The 20663-nt window shown below is 66.9% G+C and carries 14 protein-coding genes; all 14 read right to left on the minus strand.

The window, feature by feature from the left end; all coding sequences use genetic code 11:
- Window positions 1-26 precede the first annotated feature (26 nt).
- The gene (locus tag AC5JJ2_RS20130) at window positions 27-971 is read right to left on the minus strand and encodes an efflux RND transporter periplasmic adaptor subunit (RefSeq protein ID WP_495859819.1); all 945 of its coding nucleotides are present in this window, start codon (window positions 969-971) and stop codon (window positions 27-29) included.
- 32 nt (window positions 972-1003) lie between these two features.
- Complete coding sequence (locus AC5JJ2_RS20135) at window positions 1004-2341, minus strand: TolC family protein (RefSeq protein ID WP_495859820.1); 1338 nt, start codon at window positions 2339-2341, stop codon at window positions 1004-1006.
- A gap of 85 nt (window positions 2342-2426) precedes the next feature.
- A complete protein-coding gene (locus tag AC5JJ2_RS20140; protein ID WP_495859821.1) occupies window positions 2427-2861 on the minus strand; it encodes a hypothetical protein in 435 nt (144 codons plus the stop codon).
- Window positions 2862-2935: 74 nt separating this feature from the next.
- Window positions 2936-5059, minus strand: a complete 2124-nt coding sequence (locus AC5JJ2_RS20145; protein ID WP_495859822.1) for a heavy metal translocating P-type ATPase — start codon at window positions 5057-5059, stop codon at window positions 2936-2938.
- Between the two features lie 310 nt (window positions 5060-5369).
- Window positions 5370-5774 carry an RND transporter gene (locus AC5JJ2_RS20150; RefSeq protein WP_495859823.1) on the minus strand — a complete coding sequence of 135 codons (405 nt, stop codon included), beginning with the start codon at window positions 5772-5774 and terminating at the stop codon, window positions 5370-5372.
- A gap of 35 nt (window positions 5775-5809) precedes the next feature.
- A complete protein-coding gene (locus tag AC5JJ2_RS20155; protein WP_495859824.1) occupies window positions 5810-8935 on the minus strand; it encodes an efflux RND transporter permease subunit in 3126 nt (1041 codons plus the stop codon).
- 40 nt (window positions 8936-8975) lie between these two features.
- Window positions 8976-10604, minus strand: a complete 1629-nt coding sequence (locus AC5JJ2_RS20160) for an efflux RND transporter periplasmic adaptor subunit (protein ID WP_495859825.1) — start codon at window positions 10602-10604, stop codon at window positions 8976-8978.
- Between the two features lie 1374 nt (window positions 10605-11978).
- A complete protein-coding gene (locus AC5JJ2_RS20165; RefSeq protein WP_495859826.1) occupies window positions 11979-13343 on the minus strand; it encodes a multicopper oxidase family protein in 1365 nt (454 codons plus the stop codon).
- Window positions 13344-13363: 20 nt separating this feature from the next.
- Window positions 13364-14761 (minus strand): TolC family protein, encoded by a 1398-nt coding sequence (locus AC5JJ2_RS20170; protein ID WP_495859827.1) that lies wholly within the window; start codon window positions 14759-14761, stop codon window positions 13364-13366.
- Window positions 14751-15122, minus strand: coding sequence for a heavy metal-binding domain-containing protein (locus AC5JJ2_RS20175; protein WP_495859828.1), 372 nt, complete (start codon window positions 15120-15122; stop codon window positions 14751-14753). The genes AC5JJ2_RS20170 and AC5JJ2_RS20175 overlap by 11 nt, the downstream gene beginning before the upstream one ends.
- Window positions 15123-16142: 1020 nt before the next feature.
- The gene (locus AC5JJ2_RS20180; protein WP_495859829.1) at window positions 16143-17384 is read right to left on the minus strand and encodes a TolC family protein; all 1242 of its coding nucleotides are present in this window, start codon (window positions 17382-17384) and stop codon (window positions 16143-16145) included.
- A gap of 1084 nt (window positions 17385-18468) precedes the next feature.
- Window positions 18469-19341: an alpha/beta fold hydrolase gene (locus AC5JJ2_RS20185; RefSeq protein WP_495859830.1), complete on the minus strand. Its 873-nt coding sequence runs from the start codon at window positions 19339-19341 to the stop codon at window positions 18469-18471.
- Between the two features lie 74 nt (window positions 19342-19415).
- Window positions 19416-20156, minus strand: coding sequence for a heavy-metal-associated domain-containing protein (locus AC5JJ2_RS20190; protein ID WP_495859831.1), 741 nt, complete (start codon window positions 20154-20156; stop codon window positions 19416-19418).
- Window positions 20131-20583: a heavy metal-responsive transcriptional regulator gene (locus tag AC5JJ2_RS20195; protein ID WP_495859832.1), complete on the minus strand. Its 453-nt coding sequence runs from the start codon at window positions 20581-20583 to the stop codon at window positions 20131-20133. Before AC5JJ2_RS20195 ends, AC5JJ2_RS20190 begins: the two co-directional genes overlap by 26 nt.
- Window positions 20584-20663: the final 80 nt, after the last annotated feature.

Genomic DNA, 20663 nt, shown 5'->3' on the forward strand with positions numbered 1-20663 from the left:
GGAGCGCGGCCCGCGGTCGAAACTGGTTAATCGTCATCACCCGCCTCCCCCTTCTCAAACTCCGCGAGCAGCACATAGGTGTTCCCGGCTGCGTACCGCTCGCCGGCGGAAAGGCCGCCCACGATTTCGGCAAACGCCGCGTCCCGCCGTCCGACCGTCACCTCCCGCGGCTCGACACTCGCCCCTTCCTCCACAAACACGATGGTCTCTCCCTTTCGCGTGCGAAGCGCGGACGCCGCGACCGCGACCGGGACGGACACCTCTTCGAGGACAACGTCGCCGGTCACGAACATCCCCGGTTGGTATCGGCCGTCGTCGTTTCGCACTACCGCCCGCACGAACCGGGACTGCGTCGCCGGGTCGGTCACGGGTGAGAGGAAGGAGATGGACGTGGCCGACTCCCAGCCCTGCTCAGGGAACCGCACGACGACCGGTTGGCCCAGCCGCACTTTCCCGAAATCCGCCGGGAACACGTAGAGGTCGGCAAAAAGTTCGCCGTAGTCCGCGACCTCGAAGATGGTCTTGCTGTCGGAGGCGAACTCCCCGACTGTCACGTCCCGCCGGACGATCGACCCAGCTAGACCCGACCGCACCTCGTAGCGCTGGAGACTCTGATTGCTCTCGACGACCGCGACCACCTCTCCGACGGCGACCGGGTCGCCGAGGCGCTTCCGCACCTCGCGGACGACGCCGGGGAACCGGGCGGTGATCTCGGCCACCCGGTCCTCGTGGGGGGCAAGTATGCCGGTAAGGGGCAACGCGAGCTTGATGGTCCCAGGTCCGGCCGCCGGGAACGAGATCCCGTACCGTTCAAGTGACGCGGAGCCGAGCGCCGCCTGTTCCTTCGCCTCCGCGTGTCCTTCCTCTTCCTCGTCCGTAAGCGCCGGGGCCACCCGAAAGGAAATCGCAACCATCACCGCGGCACCGCCGAGAGCGATGACCCGGCGGACTCTCGAAAGCGTGTCGTTCATGGCTTACCCGTGTGTTGCTCCGATTAAGTTCCTCACAGCCTTTCGCCGAGCAACCGCTCGACCTCAGCGACGAGTTGGTGGTAGGTCTTCGCCGCCCGAAGCCGCTCGCGGCGAACCTCCGTAAGTTTTGCCTGGGCGTCAATGAGTTCGAGCTGCGAGAGGAATCCCTCTGCATACCCCTTCCGGGCGAGCGCGAGCGCCTCTTCCGAGCGGGGGACAATCTCATCTCTCATCGCGGCCATCTCGTCCCGGGCGTGGCGGAGTTCCTGATAGAGAGCGAAGAGAACCCGTTCGAGCCGCACCTCGACCGCCGCCGTCTCGGCCGAAGCCCCGGCAGTGAGCGCGTCAGCCGCCGCGATCTCGCCCTCGAAGCGGTTGAACACCGTGAGCGGGACGGTGAGTTCGGCAACAGCCGTCTGGTCCCCCCAGTCCCGTCCCTGTCGCCACCCCAGGCCGACCCCGATGTCCGGCACCCGCTTGGTACGGGCAAGCGCCGCGGCCGCCGCCCGCAGCCGCTCCTCCGCACCAGCCGCGCGCCGCTCCGGGGCGGAACCGAGCCGTGCCGCGAGCGCCTCGAAGCTCGGCAGCTCGCCGGCCGAGAACAGATCGCCCGTCGCCCGCGTGAACTGTGGGAGCTTACTCCCCCAGCGGGCCGCGAGGTTCCGCCTCGACGTGAGGAGTTCGTGCCCGGCGTGGTCCTCATCCACGCCGGCTCGCCGGACGGCGACGATCGCCCGCACTTCCTCGAATCGGGAGCCACTCCCAGCCTTAATCCGCTCCCTCACCGACCGGAGCATCGCCTCAGCGTGCCTCGTCGCCTCGCGGGCAATCGCCGCCCCTTCCTGATCAGCGACCACCGCGACGAAATCGACGGTCGTTCCCGCGAATAACTCGACCCGCCTCAGTTCCTGCTCGACGCCGGCCCTGTCCCTTGCTCGCTCGGCGGCCTTGGTGCGGCGCTCGCGCTTGCCGCCGAGTTCGACAAGTTGGCTGAGTTGGAGCGTGTTCTGATACTGCTCCCGGTTCCCGAAGTAGCCCGAGCCGATCAGATTTTCGTTACTGATCAAGAGTTCCGGATTCGGCCGCTTCCCGGCCTGCAACACCTCCGCGTCCTTTGCCCTAAGCCCCCAGCTATACGCAGCAAGCTCAGGACTTCCTGAGAGGGCCGCCGCAAGGGCGTCGGCGAGTGTGAGGTCGCCGCGGGGCTCGATGTCCTTTCCGACGTTGGCGGCAGACAGCCTTACTGCCGCCTCGTCGGCAGGCAGGTTGAGCAAAGAGTGCTCGTCCTCGGCACGGACAGACGTAGAGGAGCCGAGGACGAGCACAGGCGGAATGATGAGTGCGGCGACGGCCGTTGGCCAGGATCGCATAGAGGACACAGGGCTTGTTCGTTTTCGCGTGATCCGTTGCGGCTACCACGGATCGCTTCTCGACGAGAGACGAGAGTCCCCTGCGTCAGATGACGAGGGAGACAGTGTCGCGGATGAAGGTGATGTCGGCGAAGATGGCCTTATCCCGTGTTGGCGCGGGCCGTCGCGGAGCGGAGACGGTCAGTACCGACGAGATCACTGGGATGACCATCTGAATGACGACCGGCGTCAAGAGGGCGGCCCTCCCGATTTCGGACTTCGGATTTGATGCGAGCCGCACCTGCGTCCCCGCGAGATCAACGCACGGCATCGGACGCGAGACCGAGTGAAAACCCGCCGGAGCTTCGGGGTCGGTGGCGGCTAAGCCTTCGGCATCCCGACACCGGCCGTCCGGCCCGGCCGCCTCCAAACGGATCGACCCGTCGCCTTGCACACACCATGAGAACCCGGACGCCGAACCTCCGGTCGCGAGGACGAGCAGACTGCACACCACCAAGAAGATTGTCCGGAGGGGGATCATCGCTCCCCCGTATCACACAAGCACCGCCCAGCAAAGACGTGATGTAAAGGCCCCGACCCTCTCCCCGTCTCCCGCTACCCCCGGTGAAGACGCAGCCCGTTAAAGACGACAAGGAGGGACGCTCCCATGTCGGCGGCGATGGCCCCCCACATAGACGAGTACCCCGCGAACGTCAGGACCACGAACACGCCTTTCACGCCGAGCGAGAAGGCGATGTTCTGGCGGATGACGGACATAGCCCGGCGCGAGTGGCGGACGAGCCACGGGAGCTTCGACAGGTCGTCCGCCATGAGGGCTACGTCGGCGGTCTCGATAGCAGCATCGCTCCCCGCCGCCCCCATCGCGAGGCCGAGAGTCGCGCGGGCAAGGGCCGGGGCGTCGTTCACCCCGTCTCCGAGCATGGCGACCGCCCCGAACCTGGCGACGAGTTCTTCCACCTTTGTCACCTTGTCCGCAGGAAGGAGTTCCGCATGGACCTCGACCACCCCGGCTTCGCGGGCAATGACTTCGGCGGTTCCCCGGTTGTCGCCGGTGAGCATGACGACGTGCTCGATGCCGGCCGTGCGGAGCGCGGCTAACACGTCCTTCGCGCCCGGCCGGACTCGGTCGGCGAGCGCGATGAGTCCCGCGAGGTGGGAGTCCGTGCCGACAACGACCACCGTCCGCCCGGCCCGGGTCATCGCATCGAGCCGCTTGTGAACGTCTAAGGTTTCCTGCCCCCGTTCCTTCAAGTAGCGGTGCGAGCCGAGCCAGTGACGAACGCCGCCGACCATTCCCTCGGCTCCCTTCCCAGGGATGATCCGGAAGTCCTCGGCCGGGCGCACCGCGAGCCCGCGGGCGACGGCCTCTGCGACTACTGCGCGGGCGAGCGGGTGGGTGCTCCGGGCTTCGAGTGCTGCCGCGAGTTCCAGCAGCGCTGCCTCCGTCTGCCCGCTGAGCGGCACCACCTCGACGACCGCCGGCTTCCCCTCCGTGAGCGTGCCGGTCTTGTCGAGCGCGACCGCTTTTAGCCGCGCTGGGGTCTCAATGTACACTCCGCCTTTCACGAGCACCCCGTTTCGGGCCGCGGCGGCGAGCGCCGCAACGATGGTCACCGGCGTCGAGATCACCAGTGCGCAGGGACAGGCGATGACGAGGAGCACCAGCGCCCGGTAGAACCAGGCCCCCCACGCCCCCCCGGCGAGGAGCGGCGGGAGCAGGAGGACGGCGAGCGCGATCAGCATCACGGCCGGCGTGTAAATGCGGGCGAACCGCTCGACCCATTGCTCGGACGGGGCGCGGCGGGACTGCGCCTCGCCGACCATTCGAGTGATCCGGGCGAGGGTCGTGTCGGAGGCGGGCTTCGTGGACTCGACGGTGAGGAGGCCGTCCCCGTTTATTGTCCCGGCGAACACATCGTCCCCCGGCCCCTTCTGAACCGGGACGCTCTCCCCGGTGATGGGCGACTGATCGACCCCGCCGGTCCCGTCTGCCACACGCCCGTCGAGCGGCAGCCGGTCCCCGGGGCGGACCAGGAACCGCGCCCCGACAGGCACGTCCTCCGGCGGCACCAACTCTTCCCACCCGCCCGGGCCGAGCACCCTGGCCGCTGGCGGGGTGAGGTCCATGAGTGCCGCGACCGCCCGCCGCGCCCGGCCGACGCTCCACGCTTCGAGGGCGAGGGAGAGCGCGAACAGGAAAGCGACCGACGCCGCCTCCAGCCACTCCCCGAGGCCGACCGCCCCACCGACCGCGACCGTCATTAAGAGGTTCATGTCCGGGCTAAGCCGCCTGGCCGCGACCCAGGCTTTCGGGAACACCGTCCATCCGCTCGCGAGGATGCTCAAGCCGTAGAGAGCGAGGGATCCCCACGGTGGGCCGGCCGCCCCCTCCGTCAGACCGAGCGCGGCCGGGAGACCTGAAACTAGCCCGTGAACCGCGCACGCGAGGGCGAGGAGCACCCCACCCGCGGTAGTCAGCACCGTCCGGCGGTTCCGCTCCCAAAAATCCTCCCGGGCGGGGGCGGCCTTGCCGTCTCGCCACGGCTCGGCCCGCATGCCGGTGCGGGCGACGGCTGACCCGACCGCCTCGGCCGTCGCGGTTGACCCGGCAGCGACCGACATTTTGGCGTTCAGGATGTCGAAGGCCAAGTTCCCCTCGCCGCCGACGACGGGGCCGACTTCACGCTTCAGGACGGCCACCTCCTCGGCGCAGTCCATGCCGTGAATCCGGAACTGAAGTGTAGGTCGCTCCTGTGCCATAACTATTCCCCCTCTTGCCCGCGACGTTCCTTACCTCACGATGTCGTTGGTCGGTAGCACGGCAATCTCCAACCACGACCACTCTCGTCCTGCAACCGCACCCGCGGCCCCAACGCCCTCCGAGCGGCTCCGTGCGAGCAGGGCGATAGTCACCAGTGGCTTCATGGCGCTCCTCCCGCTTGCAACTCCGCCGCCGGGTGCGTGGTCCGAACCCCCGCCCCGGTCACACGAAGCGAAGGTTGGAATCTGCCGTTACCGGCCCGGGCCGTTACTTCTTCTCGTCCTTAGCCTCGGGCGGGAGGGCCGGCGGCTCCTTGCCGTACTTGGCCCGGTACGCGGCGGCGAACTTCTCGGCCCGCTTCGGGTTGCAGATGAAGCACTGCGACTCGGGCCGGTCGTGCTCCTTGCACCAGTCGCCCTTCTTCTTGTACTCGGCGGCAACCTTCGCATCGCACTGGGCGCAGTCGTGTTCGGGGATGCCGTGCTCCTTGCACCACCAGCCGTCGTCGGCCTCCTTCTTGTCGCCGTCCTTCTTCTTCTCGCCCACCGCCTTCGGGTCGTCCTTCGGCCCCCCGGCGTTGTCCTTCTGGCCGCACCCGGCGAGGGCCAGCACCATCAGGACCGGCGTGAGGGCGGCTAACACGCCCGCCCGCCGGATCGTCGTCGTCGCCATCGAAGTATCCTCTCGTTTCAGGTCACTCGGAACCGTCACACCAGGGCCGGCTCCTCGGTCGGAGTCGCCGCCCCCGCCTTCCGGGCGGCTCGGCCCCGGAAGGTCATCTCGAACGCTTGGTACAGCACCCGCAGCACCAGCAGCGACATCACCATCGCGCCGATCACGCCGCCGATCACCACCGTCGCCAGGGGCCGCTGCACCTCGGCCCCCATGCCCGTTGAGAACGCCATCGGGACGAACCCGAGGCACGCCACCAGCGTCGTCATCAGCACGGGCCGCAGGCGGGTGAGTGCGGCCCTCTCGATGGCCTCGGTCACGCCCATCCCCCGGTCCCGCAGTTGGCGGACGTAGGAGACGAGGATCATGTCATCGAGTACCGCCACGCCCGACAGGGCGATGAACCCGATGCCCGCGCTGATCGAGAACGGCATGTCCCTCAGCCACAGGGCGAAGATGCCGCCGACCCAGGCGAACGGGATGCCGGTGAACACCCGGAAGGAATCCAGCAGATTGCCGTAGGTGGCGTACAGCAGGCCGAAGATCAGCACGAACGCGACCGGCACGACGATCATGAGCCGCAAGCTGGCCCGCTCCAGTTGCTCGAACTGCCCGCCCCAGGCGACGGAGTAGCGGCCCGAGGGAAGTTGCACCCGCTCGGCCACCTTCTGGCGGGCCTCGGCCACGAAGCTGCCGAGATCGCGGCCCCTGACGTTGCAGGTGACGGTGATCCGCCGCTGCCCCCACTCCCGCTGAATCGTGGACGGCCCCTCGACCACCTGCACGTCGGCGAGCCGCGCAAGCGGGATGCGGCCCCCGCTCGGGGTGGCGACCAGCATGTTCCCGATGGCCTCCGGGCTGGCGCGGTCCCGGTCCGGCAGCCGCACGGCCAGCGGGAACCGCACCTGCCCCTCGACCACCTCGCCGAGCGACTTTGCCCCGATGGACTCGACCAGGTCGAGGACCGCCTGGGCCGGGACGCCGTGGCGGGCGATCTCGTCCTGCTTGATCTTCACCTGCAACACCGGCTGGCCGGTCACCTGCTCGACGTTGATGTCCGCGCTGCCCTGGACCGACTTCAGCACCGCCTCGACCTCCTTCGCCTTGGCCACCAGTACGGCGAAATCGTCGCCGTAAATCTTCACCCCCACGTCCGACCGGACGCCCGAGACCATCTCGTTCATCCGCATCTCGATGGGCTGGGTCATGGCGTTTCGCTGGCCGGGCATGTCCCGCACCAACTTCTCGATTAACTCCGTCAACTCGGCCTGGGTGCGGGCCTTTTTCCACCTCTGCCGGGGCTTCAGCGTGATGAACACGTCGGTCAACTCGACGCCCATCGGGTCGGTCGCCACCTCGGCGGTGCCGGCCCGGCTCCAGACGTGTTCGACCTCGTCGGGGAACGCGGCCAGGATCGCCGCCTCCATCTTCGTGTTCGCCCGGACGGACTCCTCCAGGTCAGTGCCGGCCAGCCGTACGACGTTGATGCAGATCGCCCCCTCGGAGAGCCGGGGGACGAACTCCGACCCCAGCCTCGGCGCGATCATGCCGAACGCGACCAGCAGGACTGTGAGGGCGAACCCGACCACCGCCAGCCGGTGCTTCATCGAGAAGTGCATGACCGGTCGATACAGCGCGAGGGCGAGCCGCATGAGCAGCGGCTCCCGCTCGGCGAGCTTCTTCGGCAGGCAGATGCTGGCCAGCACCGGCATCAGCGTCATGGACAGGATCATCGACCCGACCAGGGCGAAGATGACGGTCAGGGCCATCGGGCGAAACAGCTTTCCCTCCGTCCCCTCCAGCGTCAGGATCGGCAGGTAGACGATCATGATGATCAGCTCGCCGAACAGCGTCGGCTTGCGGACCTCGACGGCGGCGTCTCGGACGACCGCGAGCTTGCCCTTCCGCTCGGCCTCGCCGTGGCTCAGGTGGCGGACGCAGTTCTCCACCATCACGACGCTCGAATCGACCACCATGCCGAAGTCGATGGCCCCGAGCGACAGCAGACTGGCCGCGACCCCCCACTGGAGCATCCCGCTGAACGCGAACAGCATCGACAGCGGGATGGCCAGCGCGACAATGCCCGCCGCCCGCAGGTTGCCCAGGAAGGCAAACAGAACGGCGACGACGAACAGCCCGCCCTCGAACAGGTTGTTGCGGACGGTATGAATGACGTGATTGACCAGTTCGGTGCGGTCGTACACCGGCTCGACCTGCACGTTCGGCGGCAGGGACGCCTTCACCTCGTCCAGTTTCCGCTTCATCCCCCAGGTGACTTCGTGGGTGTTCTCGCCCATCGTCAGGAACCCGAGTCCGAGGACGACCTCGCCCTTGCCGTCCATCGTCACCGCGCCCCGCCGGACCTCGTACCCGACCTCCACGTCGGCCACGTCCCGCACCCGCACCGGGACGCCGTCCTGGGCGGTGACGACGATGTCCCTGATCTGGTCGAGGCTGGCCGTCCGCCCGACGCCGTGGACGAGCAGCATGGTGCCGCCCTGGCTGACGCCGCCGCCGCCGACGTTGCGGTTGTTCCTCTGGACGGCCTCCGTCACCTCCTCGAACGTCAGCCCGTACTTGTGCAGCCGGGCCGGGTCGATGCGGACCTGATACTGGCGGTCGTACCCGCCCCAGGTGTTGACCTCGGCGGTCCCCCGCACCGTCTTCATCTTGGGCCGGACGACCCAGTCGTGGACGGTGCGGAGTTCGGTCACGTCATTGCCCTTGCCGGTCACGACGTAGTGGAACACCTCCCCCAGGCCGGTAGACACCGGCCCCATCTTGGGCCGCTCGACCCCCGCCGGCAGGGCCGCCGCCCCCAGCCGCTCGTTCACGACGTTGCGGGCGAAGTAGATGTCCGTCCCGTCCTCGAACGTGACGACCACCTGCGACAGGCCGAACTTCGAGATGGACCGCAGCGTCTGGAGCTTCGGCAGCCCGGAGAGCGCCTGCTCGACCGGGAAGGTGATCTGCGTCTCCACCTCCTCCGGGCCGAGGGCCGGGGCGATGGTGTTGATCTGCACCTGCACCGGGGTGGTGTCGGGGAAGGCGTCGATGTCCAGCCGCCGCATCGACAGCACGCCGAAGGCGGCCGCCGCGAGCGTGGCCAGGATCACCAGCCCCCGGTTCCGCAGCGAGAAGTCGATGATCCAGTTCAGCACGGCGACACCCCCTTGCTGAGGGGCCGTCGGGCCGGGGAGGTCACTTGCCGCACGTGCAGCCCTCCCCGAGGTTGTTCTTGAGCAGTTCGGCCCGCAGCGCGGCGCTGCCCTTCGTCACGACCAGTTCGCCCGGCACCACGCCGGCGATAATCTCGGTGTTCTTGCCGTCCTTCGCGCCGGGCCGCACGGTGCGGACGTGGAACACCTTCGGCGAGCCGTCCTTCAGGTAGTCCTTGTCCCGCACGAAGACGACGTGGCAGCAGCCCTCCCACTGGACGGCCTCGGTCGGCACCACGACGGCCTCCTTCTCCTCCCGCAGCACGACCTGGCCGGCCCCGAACGTGTTGGCCCGCAGCCGGCCGGCCGGGTTCTCGACGGACGCCCGCAGCTTGACGGTGCGGGTCTTCGGGTCGGCCTCGGTGCTGACCCAGGTGATCTTGCCGCTGGTCTCGGCCCCGCCGTCCGGGCGGAACCGGACCTCCTGGCCGAGGGCGACGAGCTTGGCGTCCTCCAGCCGCAGGTCGAGGGTCACCCACAGCCGCCGGGCGTCGGCCACGGTGAACAGCAGCTTGGCGTTGTCAACGACCTCGCCGGCCACCACGTCCCGCGACACCACCACACCCTCCATCGGGGCGACCAGGGGGAGCAGGTTGGTGGTCGCCGTCCGGGGGTCAAGTGCCTTCGCCACGTCGTCGGGGATGGCCAGGAACCGGACCTTCGATTCCAGCTGGGCCGACGTGAGCTTCTGGAGGTCGGCCTCGTCCAGCGGCAGGCCGTAGTTGACCAGCGTCTGGCGGGCGGCGTGGAGGCGAATCTCGGCCTCGCGGACGGCGGCTTCGGCCTCGCGGACGCGGGCCTCGGGGACGGCCCCGGCAGAACTGCGGACGCTGGCCACGGTCTGGGTCTTCAGTTGGAGCGAGGCGAACGCCTGGAGCAACTCGGCCTTCGCCTTGCCCACCTCGGCGGCGTCGATCAGGGCCAGCACGTTGCCGGCCTTGACGGCCTCGCCCTGCTGCCGGAACACCTTCCAGACGGTGCCAGGCAGCCGGGCCGACAGCCGGGCGATGCGCGTCTGGTCGTACCCGGACTCTCCGTTGCCGGAAACGGCCTCGGTGACCGGGGCCGTCCACACCGGCTCGACCTCGATCCCCACCTTGTCGGCGGCTTCTTTGGAGACGAACTGAATCCGCCGCCGGTGCATCTGGCACTTGCGGTTGTTCTCGGGCCGGTCGGTGAACGCCACCGCCCGCTCGGCCCTGGCGAAGTCGGCCTTCGTGGGGACGGGCGGGGTCGCCGTCTGAGCGACCTCGGGGTGGCACAGCGGGCATTCGTGGATGCCGAACTGCTTGCACCAGCCGACCGGGTCGGGCTTGGGCATCAGGTCGGTGTCGCACTCCACGCAGACGGACTCGGGGACGCCGTGTTCGGCACACCAGTCCTCCTTGCCCTTCGGAGCCTCGCCGTTCAGGGCCGAGAACTTCGGCAGGGTCCAGTCGTGCTGGTAGCCCCAGTAGGCGACCCCGCCCAGCACGCCGAAGGTGATGACGGCGGGGATGACGCCGAGGACGGCGGCGACGATCTTCCGGGCCAGCGACCGCCGGGGTGGGAGGCGGGATGACGGGGGGTCCGCCGCCACCTGCTGCGGGCGTTCGAGTACGGTGTCGATCATGATCTTGTCCTCCAGCGTGCGGGAACGCGGACACACCCTCGGCGGGGTGCCGGCGGGAACGGTGACGGACGAAACGGGGTTGGCCGGGAGCGTGAAGAGGTCACGCCCGACGAGTCGAGAAGTGGGTTAGCAGCGCAGGACGGTGCAGGAGATAGCGCGCAGGTGGTCAGACGGGGGCGGCAGGGGCAGAAGGGCGACGGCGTTAGGCGAGGGCGATAAACCGCCGAACGGCGAGGTCACGGGGGCGGACAGGAATTGGTCGAGAGCGTGCGGGTTGGCTACAGAGATTCGTTCGGCCGACACGACTTGGCCGTCGCTGACCGCGATGAGCGGAATGTGCTGGCACCGACACGGGTGCCCGTTCCAAGTCGCGGAATCGGGAGCGGTAGTGGCCAAGGACGGGGTGGCGGCAGACGCTTCGCCGTGTCCGCTGCGGCACGAACACCCCTGTTCGGCCCGACAGGGCTGGTCGTTGCCGGCCACGCCGGAAGCGTGATTGGCGGGATCAGGGCTTACGTCGTCCCGGCAGCAGGTGCAAATCGTCCAAGGGGTGTCGATGCACTCACGACCCATCGGACTGATGCAAAGCGTGAACGCCGAGCCGGTGACCGTCGTCACCGCCTGCGTCAGCAAAAGCACCAGGGCTAGGGTCTGCCTCGCCACGGACTTCATAACCCCGTATCGTACTGCCCGGTCCGTCTACCGGCAACGCCGCTGTCGTAACAGCGGCAACCGCTTTACTCGGCCGAACCGCCACATGAACTTGAACCAGACCGCTTTCCGGCCCGCCCCCGGAGAATTCTACGTGGACGGAGCGGCCCGTCGGTGCGGAATGGCGTGAATTATCCCACGGCTTTCGAGGGTCGTGCCGCAAACCATCCTCACCTTCTCGCGCTTCGGTCGAGTTGCCGGGCGATGGCTCGCGTGGAACTGGGGGATGCTCGTGCGAGGAACAGCCCAAGAGGCAGCTCGGCTGAAAGAGGATGAACAGGCTCATCGCGGTCATACGGCACCGCCGAACGGGGTGCGGGACACGGTGATGATTGAGGGTATGGGAAATCGCCTTCATCTCCTCACTCTGCCACACCTGGCGCACGTCCGGGAAATGTTCTTCACCCCCCCCATACTCATCAAACGGTTGGTAAATGATACGCCCGGTGGGTACCGAGCTTCTTGACACCAGTTCAAGTCCTGCGACTTTTCTAGCCCGGTATACCGCCCGCCAGATACAGAGGAGCTGTCCGCGGGCGGAAGCGTAACCAAGGCAGACGACACACTCCACCCGCCGGCGGCTCCGAACCTAGAGCAAACTTCATGGCTGCCAACCCGTCTCAAATGTTGTTGCTGAGATTTAATTGTTTTGGCCGCCGCACCCTACAACCGGATACCGTTTCGCGCGAGGTCGTCACCGCTAGCCGGTGCTGCGAGGGTTCCAGGCGGGTTTTCGTACCAGCCGGGGTCGGCGTAGGAAGAGATCCCGTTTCGGACCTTGAGCACAGTGAACATCCCGCCCATCGTGATGTAGTCGTGCTTGCCCGGCCCGCCGACCATCGGGATGCTGTTCTCCGGCACCCGCATCCCCATCTCGGCCATGTCCCCCATGCCTTCTTGCCCCATCGTCATGTAGCCGGGAAGAAGCGGCCTGACCTTTTGGTCGATGCCCCCCGGCTTTACCCCGATCATGTTCGGAAACTCGTGCCCCATCTGGTTCATGACGTGGTGGGTCATGTGGCAGTGCATCGCCCAGTCGCCAGGCTCGTCAGCCACGAATTCCACCGTCCGGGTGCTGCCGACCGGGACGAGGACTGTCGTCTCGGGCCACTGGGCCGACTCCGGAATGCGGCCGCCGTCAGTCTCGGTGATGAGGAACTGGTAGCCGTGGAGGTGAATCGGGTGGTGGTCCATCGGGGAGAGGTTGCCGATGCGGATGCGGACCCGCTCGCCGGTCCTAACGACGAGCGGCTCGGTCGCCGGAAACGCCTTTGCGTTCACGGTGAGGATGTTGAAGTCGGTCATCTCGTTCGGGTTCGGCCGGGAGGTGCCGGGGTCGATCCGCCATTCGTGGAGCATGAGCGCGAAGTCGCGGTCAACACGCGGCTCCTGCCGCTTGCGACTGTGGATGATAAACAGGCCCGTCATGCCGAGCGCGATCTGGGTCATCTCGTCGTGGTGCGCGTGGTACATGCACGTGCCCGACTGTCGGAGAGTGAACTCGTACTTAAACGTCTCCCCCGGGCGAATGGCCCGCTGGTTGAGTCCCCCCACCCCGTCCATTCCGTTCGGCAGCAGGATGCCGTGCCAGTGAACTGTTGTCGGTGCTGCCAGCCGGTTGGTGACGAAGATTCGCACCCGGTCACCCTCCACCGCTTCGATGAGCGGCCCGTGGACCGAGCCGTTGTAGCCCCAACAGGTAGCCCGAAGCCCCGGCGCGAACTCGTGCTCAACTTCCTCGGCGACGAGGTGAAAGACCTTCACCCCGTCAACGAGCCGCCACGGGAGCTTTCTCCCGTTAGGCACCTCAACGGGCAGGTAGTCTCGACCCTCCATCGCCGGGGGCGCTGCCTCCTGGCTTGCATGGCTCTCCCCGGTGTCGGCCGCTGACCCCACCCGCGGCCCTTTGACACCAGGCACATCCTCGGCAAGAACCACTCGCCGATCGGCGAGCAGAAGTGCCCCGCCGGCCAGCGTCGCCCCTCCAAGAAGTACGTCCCGCCTCGTAACGCTGCTCTTCCTGTCCATCGTCCCTACCTACTCGCTCTTCAATCGTGTTGGTGCATCCTCGGTTCCTGCTCGGGCCTTCCGGCCGAGGCCGCAGGAGACGTTTCTTTGACGAGTCGCCGGCCGATCACCCGCTCAAGTTCCGCCCGGGCAAGCCAGTACTCAGCGATTGACTCGATGTATTCCCGGCCCGAGTTAATCTGCTCCTGCCTCGCCTCAAGGAGTTGGAAAACGCCGACAAACATGCCGTTGTAGCGTAGCTGCGTCTCGTCGGTGACGATCTGCTGCACCGGAAGCACCGCTCTGCGGTAGAACTCTGCCTTCTTTCGAGCGGTTTCCATCCGGGCAAACGCCATTCGCACCTCCGAGCGGACTTCGATGGCAAGTGCCGCGAAGCGGTCTTCGGCTTGCAGCAGCAGATAGCCGGAACGAGCACGGGCCGCCTGCCCACGGCCGAACAAGGAGAGTGGGAACTCCAGGCTCGGCCCACGGGTGGTGTCCCCCTCCGGCTCCCGCTCAGAATGCGCACCGATTGTCAGCTCGGGAAGAACGCTTGTCACCCGCGTGAGGGCCTTTGACTGTGCAGACGACTCGATCTCCGCCCGAAGCGAGGCGAGGTCGAGCCGGCCCGAGACGGCGAGCCGCTCAAGATCGCCTACTTGAAGAGTCTCAGCCGGCGGCTCCGGCAGCCGCTTCGGAATTTGCCAGCCGGTCTCCTCGCCCCACAGCCCGAGGAGTACGTTAAGCCGCTCCCGCGTCGTCACGACTTCAAGCTCGGCGTCTACAAGGTCAAGCCTGGCTTGGTTTGCACCCCGCTCGGCGACTGCGAGGTCGATGGCGGCCGTGTTGCCGGCCGCCCGAAGGGCCTTTGCAGCCTCAAGCGCTCCGTCCATTGCCGCGACTACCTCCTGTCGCAACTCCACGACCTGCCCCGCCGCTTGTGCGCGAAAGTACGCCCCGCGGACCTCCGCCGTGTGGTTGATGACCTCGTGGGTGATCCGCAGCCGGTCGCGGTCGAACTGGCTTGCCGCCTGCCGACGCCGAAGAGGGATGAGTATCAGGCTGATGAACTCCTGAGCTACGTCGAACTCGGCCGCCCTGCCGCGGAAGCGGCGCTCGGTCGAAAACACTGGGCTCTCCGGCAGGCCGGCTGTGGTCATGTCGCTCTGAGCAACCCCGAGGTCGCGGTAGAGCGCCCAGAGCGAGGGGTTCTTAAGCAGGGACACGGCGACCGCGTCGTCCGCCGTCATTTCGCCGCTAAGCAACTCGGCGACAACGCGGCTGATCGCCTCGCTCCCCTTCGCCTCGACACCCCAGTCCACCGGCACCGCCGAGCGCGCTGAGATGTCGGCGTGCAGTCGGTCAAGTGCCGGCTGGGTTGAAGCGGGTGAGCATCCGGCGGCCAGCAGCCAGCAAAGGTAGATCCGCTTAATGCTCATGATGCCCCTCGTGGCCGCTCTGCTTGACGAGAGACATGCCGCAGATGTGGCAGCGGCCCGGCTTGCCCGAGCGAACCTCGGGGTGCATAGGGCACTGAAACTCGCCCGCCTCTTCAGCCGGGGTTCCGGCCGGCTTTCCATGCTCGGCTGCCTGGTGCGCCCCACTGCCGCCCATCGCACCTGTGGCCGCGGCCGCAGAGGTCGGCTCCAGCGCCGAGCCAAGAGGAGGCAGCGTGCCGGCAGGCGCGTCTGGGTTAGCCGGGTGGGCGTACGGGAGGGGGGCGATTTCGACCGGCCCGACGCAGCCGCTGAGGGCCAGAAGCAGGGTGCCGAGGAACGCTCGTCTAGGTGTGCTTGTCATGTGTAGTCCATTCGAGATTTCTCATCTCGTTCATCCATGCCCGCCGGGCATCGCACGACACCGCCACGTGGCGGGTTAAGCGATGCCCGGTGAAGAACAGAGGCCAGGGCGTGCCGCTTTAGTGAGTGTGCGGCCGGGCCGAATTGTGGTCCGCATCACCGGTATGGCTGTGTGATGAGCAAGAGCCGCCGGTCGCGCCGCCGCAACATCCCTTACTCGCGCACTGCCCGTCCTTGCATCCGTCTCCACAGCAGCCGCTTTTGCAGCAACAAGAGGCGTCGGGTGATGTGCCCTGCTTGTGAGTAAACGCTGAGCAAGCGGTGAGCGGGATGAGGAGAACGAGGGTAGAGAGAAGTATTGGTTTCATACGGTCGTTCCGAGAATCTGAGTGTGTCAAGCACCGAGCACGTGGGGTGTCCTGTGCGGCACCTGCCGCAGCCGGCCCCGCTCGGCTCGGAGACGTTATCTTGTGCGGTTTGCTTGGGGAGTCAGATGAGGAGTACGACCGTGCGAAGAAAAACGAGCGACTGCGCCGGACGAGCCGCGACCACGGACGCTCTGGTCCGGGAATCGAGGGAGGCGAACGAAAGAGTTTGTCCGAGTGTCGGGGGAGAGTGTGGCTCGAAGATCGTCGCGGCCGCTACGTCTCTGTCCTCACTGACAGGCGGCTTAAACTGAGGGGCGTCGGGACAGTGCTCACACCCATCCAAGGGCGAGTGGCGGGTGTCGTGCTGGCCCGAATGCGTTTTAGACTTCGATTCATCGCAACACGAGTGGGCGGTGCGGTGCGACGGCTCCGCGGAGGTCGCCGCTTCAACAGCCAGGCATGGGCAAAGCAACCGGGCGACGGCCAGGAGGCCGACGAGGCAAAACCGAAAGAAGGAAGTCGCCAGGTGTTCGCTCACCCGGCAAAGATATCACGGCCCGTTTTGCACCTGCAAGGGACTGGGTTAACACCACCCCGGGGGTGTCCGCTTGCCGCTTCAGCCGGGCGGCGGGAGGACGCCCCCGGACGAAGCCTTATGGCCGCTTCTCGGCAGCAGGCGGCTGAACGGGCCACACGTCCTCCAACATAAGCCCGGCGATTTCAGACGCCGACCGCCACATCTCCCCGAGCGCCCGGACGTATTCGAGGTTCGCTTCAGCCACGGCCCGCTGCGCTTGCAGCACCTTCAGGTACTCCAACTGCCCGCCGGCCTGCCCCTTGAGGGCGAGCCGGTAACTCTCCTCAGCCTTCGGGATGATCGCGGCCTTGTAACGCTCGGCCCGTCGGCGGGCGGCCGCATACCCGGTAAACGCGGTCGCCGTGCGGCTCACGAGGTCATTCTGGATCCGGCCGACATCGGCCACGGCCTCCCCGAGTTGACCCCGGGCGGCCAGCACGTTCCCCTGGTTCCGGTTCCACAGCGGCACCGGTACACTCGCCGCGACCACCCAGTCGTTTGACTGGTTCTGGTTCTGGCGGACGTAGCCGGCCCCGACGGTGACGTTGGGGATCGGCTCCACGGTCGCGCGACGCAGAGCCAGTTGTGCCCGCTCGACGCCGGCCTGGGCCGAGCGCAGTTCGGGATGGATGCCCACGACGTATGCCCGCACCCGGTCGAGATCGTAGTCCGGAAGAATTACGTCCGGCAGCCCGACGACCGCCGTGTCCGGCAGGTCGGGCACCCCGACACTTGCCGCGAGCCGGCGAAACGCCGGGGGCAACGTTTGTTGGGTGGCCTCCAGGTCCGCCCGGTAGCGCTCCAGATCGACCTCAAGCTGGACGACATCGAGTGCGGCCGCCTCGCCCGCCTTCCGCACCTTCTCCACCGTGGCGACAGACTGTTCGGCAAGCCGGACCAGCTCGGTCAGGATGTCCGCCCGGCGTTGAAGGGTCGCCACCTCGAAGTAGTTCTGGCGGACGTCGGTGAAAAGGCGATACCGCTCGGCGACCATGGTGAGGGTCGCCTGATCGACCTCCTTTAGCGCGGCCGCCCGCGACAGGCCGAGTTTGTTGGCGGTCACGATCTCCTGCTGGACGTACGGGGCAGTCCAGATGCCGCCCGGCCCGAAGCGGTCCCCGAGTTCGTCCCCCGTCACGCTCACGGTAGGGTTCGGGTACAGCCCAGCCTGGACCGCCCGCCCCCGCGCGGTTTCGACGGCCCACCCGACTTGAGCCAGACGCGGGTTTCGCTCAACTGTCATGTTGATCAGTTCAGGCAGCCCGAGACTAGCAATCGGTGCCGTCCGCTGTGCTGAGCCGGTTGCGTTGTCGGTCACTCGCCGCGGGTTCGGCAGGGGCTCCGTTGCGGCCTGCTTCCCTCGCCGTCCGTCGGGCGGCTCGTCCACCTTTGGAGGTTGGGAGAAGCCGGCCTGCACGATGTCCGTCCCTCTCGGCCGCGTCGCAGATGCCGCAGCTTGTGGCACGGGCACTTGCGGGGTCCGCGGCGTCGCACACCCCGCGAGGGCAGAGAGCGGAGCTAGAGCTAGCACGGCGAGTCGGCCGGAAATCCTTCGCATAATCGCCCTTCCCGTATTCCGCGAGGTGATCCCGAACGCGACCGCCGGAGGCGACCTTACGACCACGCCAATAACCGTGCATGAAATCGGCTCCGGGTCCGCGGCCCGAGCCACCCCGCTCCGTGAGGCACCACGAGGGTGGAGGGCGGGCCGCGGGGTAAATCCAGAGGGTCCGGCTAAATGAGAAGGGTCTGCGTCAATAGGTGGAGCGGACGGGCCGGCTGGGCTTTGGGGATGCCGACATGGAGCACGGGCGACCGGAGCCCGTCGAACAGCCGGCTTGGTGCCAGCGTCGGACGCAGGGCGTCACAGTCCCCGAAGTCACGAGCGCCGTCACCACCCGCGGATCGGAGCGTCAAACCGGAGTCGGGCGGCAGTCTCAGAACATCCTCGCAGCAACCCCTCCCTGAGCCGGGCTGCTCCGCCAGCGTGGGCGTTGCTTGACAACACACCCGAGTTCCCGCGCGGACCTGATCGTCACGCTTCGAGCCGGTGCGTTGTCCGCAGCAGCACTCTTGCTGCTGCTTTCCAACGGCGAACACTTCCCGCAGGTGGACGTGCGGCGCGGGGGGCCGGCCGCAGATCGGACAGCCCGTCTCGCGGCGGAAAGCTTGCACCCACTGCGAGAGCAGTACCGCGACCAACAGGAGTAGGGAAACCGCGCGCCGCATGGGAACTCAATCGGCCGCCAGCACCCGGGAAGTTGAGTCGTAGCGGATGTGCCGCCTGTTTGCACCCTTCGAGGCCCATTAGCCGCTGCTCGTCATCAACGCCGTGAAGGGGCGTGAGGCGGTCCGTTGCTCGCCCGAATAACTCCGATCTGGCAGCCGGTACTTGAGCTACTTCATTGCCACGGCCGATGGTCCTGGAGCCACCCGAGGAGTATGTTGTCGAACAGCTCTTGTTCTTCAAGCTGAGGGGTGTGGCCACTTCGCTCGAATAACTGATACGTCACGTTTTCAAGCCGGGGCAGTTGCTCGTCCCAAAGGACGTGTGGAACCGCGAAGTCGTAGTGGCCCGTCACAACGAGGACGGGCGACTGAAGATCGGTCAGGTTCCACGACAACTCGTAACCCTGAAACAGGCCGTGGAGTTTGTCGAGAACGCCCGCGTTGATGTGCATCCCCTGCCACAGCGGCGAGGCGTCGTAGTTCGGGTCGTACCAGTATTTCGGCCCGTCGGCGACGTAACGCGCAATCTCTGCTTCAGCCGGAGACAGCGCGGCGAGGCAGGCCGGAGAGAGGGCGTCCCACCTGAGCCGAAGAGCGGTCTTTCGCGCTTCAGAAGCGTGTGACTCCCAGAAGTCGGCCCGCGCCTTTACCACCTCTTGCAACCCACACGGGGGTGAGCCGATCAGGACAACGTGAGACACGCGGCCGGGAAAGCGTTTCGCATACTCAAGCGCGATGTTGCCGTGCTTCGAGTGACCGGCGATCACGAACCGCTCGAAGCCGAGGGCTGCCCGAACCCGGTCGATGTCGTCCGCGTAGGTATCGAAAGTAATTCGCCTCAGGTCGAATGCCGGGTCGGACGGCGCGAAGTGACGCAGGTCAGTAAACGCCATCGTACAGCGGTGCCCGAGCCGACGGGAGAAGGTTCGTCGGTAGTAGGTCGCGGACCCGATGACCAGAACCGGCCGGCCGACCCCCTCGATGACGTACCTGAGGGTCGCGCCGGCAACTGTGACCGATCCGCTCCGAAGATCATTTTCCGCCAAGTGAAACTCCCCTTCCGACTTCGGTCGGTTGGAAGCCTTCGACCCTACCGGGTGGCAGCGGCTTAGGCCCAAAGCTAAGCGTGGGCGAACGTCAACGCCAGCATCACCGCCGCCATGCCGACCATGAGCAGGTCTTCGACCAGTGTGACGTAGCTCATCGGGAGGTTAAACACCGCCCCCAGGCAGGCGCAGCGGATTCGCCGCCGGGCAAGTAGGCTCTCGACCACCCCGACCGTGCTAAGGCCCATCACGACGAGCGTCGCCGCGTTCGTAAAGAGGGGCTGGAAGTCGGCCAGGTACGCCGCCCCCAGGGCGAGTTCGAGGAACGGGTAGACGTAGCCGTACCCGAGCCACCGCCGGGCGAGGATGTCGTAGCTGCTGTAGGACAGTGCGAACGTCGGCACGTCGAGCAGCTTGAAGAAGCTGAACACCAGGAAGAACCCGGCCATGAAGTGCCGCATGGCCCGCATCCCGTCGAACCCGCCGGCCGCCACCTCGAATAGTCCGACCGCCCCGAGCAGGTACAGGAGGATCAGCACGAGCGGGTAGTAGCTGGTCTTCGGCTGCTCGGCGGTCGGAGTCCCAGTGGCCGGGGACTCGACCGGAATCTCGCCAACGACCTGATACCCCTTCTGCCGCAGCAGCTCACCCACCCGCGCCGCGGACACCCCATCTCCCTCGACCGTCAGCACCTTGTCCGGCGTGGATACGTCGGCGTCCCACCGCTTGATGCCCGGCTCAGCGTCGAAGAGTGACTGGATCGACTTCACGCACGCACCGCACCGCAAGTTAGTTTTCATTTTCAACGTAGTCATGTCTCACTCCGGTAAGCTCCGGGCGGCTGGGCTCCTCGAATGCCGTGATGATCGGGCACCCCGAGGCCGGGCCGTCCCCTTCGCAGGACTCCAGGAGGCCGACCAGCGACTCGCGCATCGCCAACAGATCGCGGACCTTAGCGTCGATATCGGCGATCTTGCCGGCGGCCCGGTCGCGGACGTCCGCCCGGCGGGCGTCCGGGTCGTCCCGGAGGGCAAGCAGATCCTGGATCTCCTTGAGGGTGAACCCGACCTGTTGCGCCTGCCGGATAAACCGCAACCGCTCGACCGCCTCGTCGTCGTATTGCCGGTAGCCGGATCCCTTCCGGGCCGGAGCGTCGAGCAGCCCTTTGCGCTCGTAGAACCGCACCGTTTCGACGCCGACACCGGCGGCCTTTGCCAACTGGCCGATGCTGATAGCCCGCATGGTCATTGCCTCCACACTTGCACTCTACGGCCCGTACCTAGGTACGGGGTCAAGCGAAAAAAGCAGGGAATCTGAGTCTT

It is taken from the genome of Limnoglobus sp., assembly GCF_059499385.1.

Bases quoted from the DNA above. Each gene is read 5' to 3' on its own strand.
- AC5JJ2_RS20145 (WP_495859822.1), bottom strand. From the start codon at position 5,059: ATGGACTGCGCCGAGGAGGTGGCCGTCCTGAAGCGTGAAGTCGGCCCC.
- AC5JJ2_RS20190 (WP_495859831.1), bottom strand. From the start codon at position 20,156: ATGACTACGTTGAAAATGAAAACTAACTTGCGGTGCGGTGCGTGCGTG.
- AC5JJ2_RS20165 (WP_495859826.1), bottom strand. From the start codon at position 13,343: ATGGACAGGAAGAGCAGCGTTACGAGGCGGGACGTACTTCTTGGAGGG.
- AC5JJ2_RS20150 (WP_495859823.1), bottom strand. From the start codon at position 5,774: ATGGCGACGACGACGATCCGGCGGGCGGGCGTGTTAGCCGCCCTCACG.
- AC5JJ2_RS20135 (WP_495859820.1), bottom strand. From the start codon at position 2,341: ATGCGATCCTGGCCAACGGCCGTCGCCGCACTCATCATTCCGCCTGTG.
- AC5JJ2_RS20160 (WP_495859825.1), bottom strand. From the start codon at position 10,604: ATGATCGACACCGTACTCGAACGCCCGCAGCAGGTGGCGGCGGACCCC.
- AC5JJ2_RS20140 (WP_495859821.1), bottom strand. From the start codon at position 2,861: ATGATCCCCCTCCGGACAATCTTCTTGGTGGTGTGCAGTCTGCTCGTC.
- AC5JJ2_RS20130 (WP_495859819.1), bottom strand. From the start codon at position 971: ATGAACGACACGCTTTCGAGAGTCCGCCGGGTCATCGCTCTCGGCGGT.
- AC5JJ2_RS20195 (WP_495859832.1), bottom strand. From the start codon at position 20,583: ATGCGGGCTATCAGCATCGGCCAGTTGGCAAAGGCCGCCGGTGTCGGC.
- AC5JJ2_RS20175 (WP_495859828.1), bottom strand. From the start codon at position 15,122: ATGACAAGCACACCTAGACGAGCGTTCCTCGGCACCCTGCTTCTGGCC.
- AC5JJ2_RS20170 (WP_495859827.1), bottom strand. From the start codon at position 14,761: ATGAGCATTAAGCGGATCTACCTTTGCTGGCTGCTGGCCGCCGGATGC.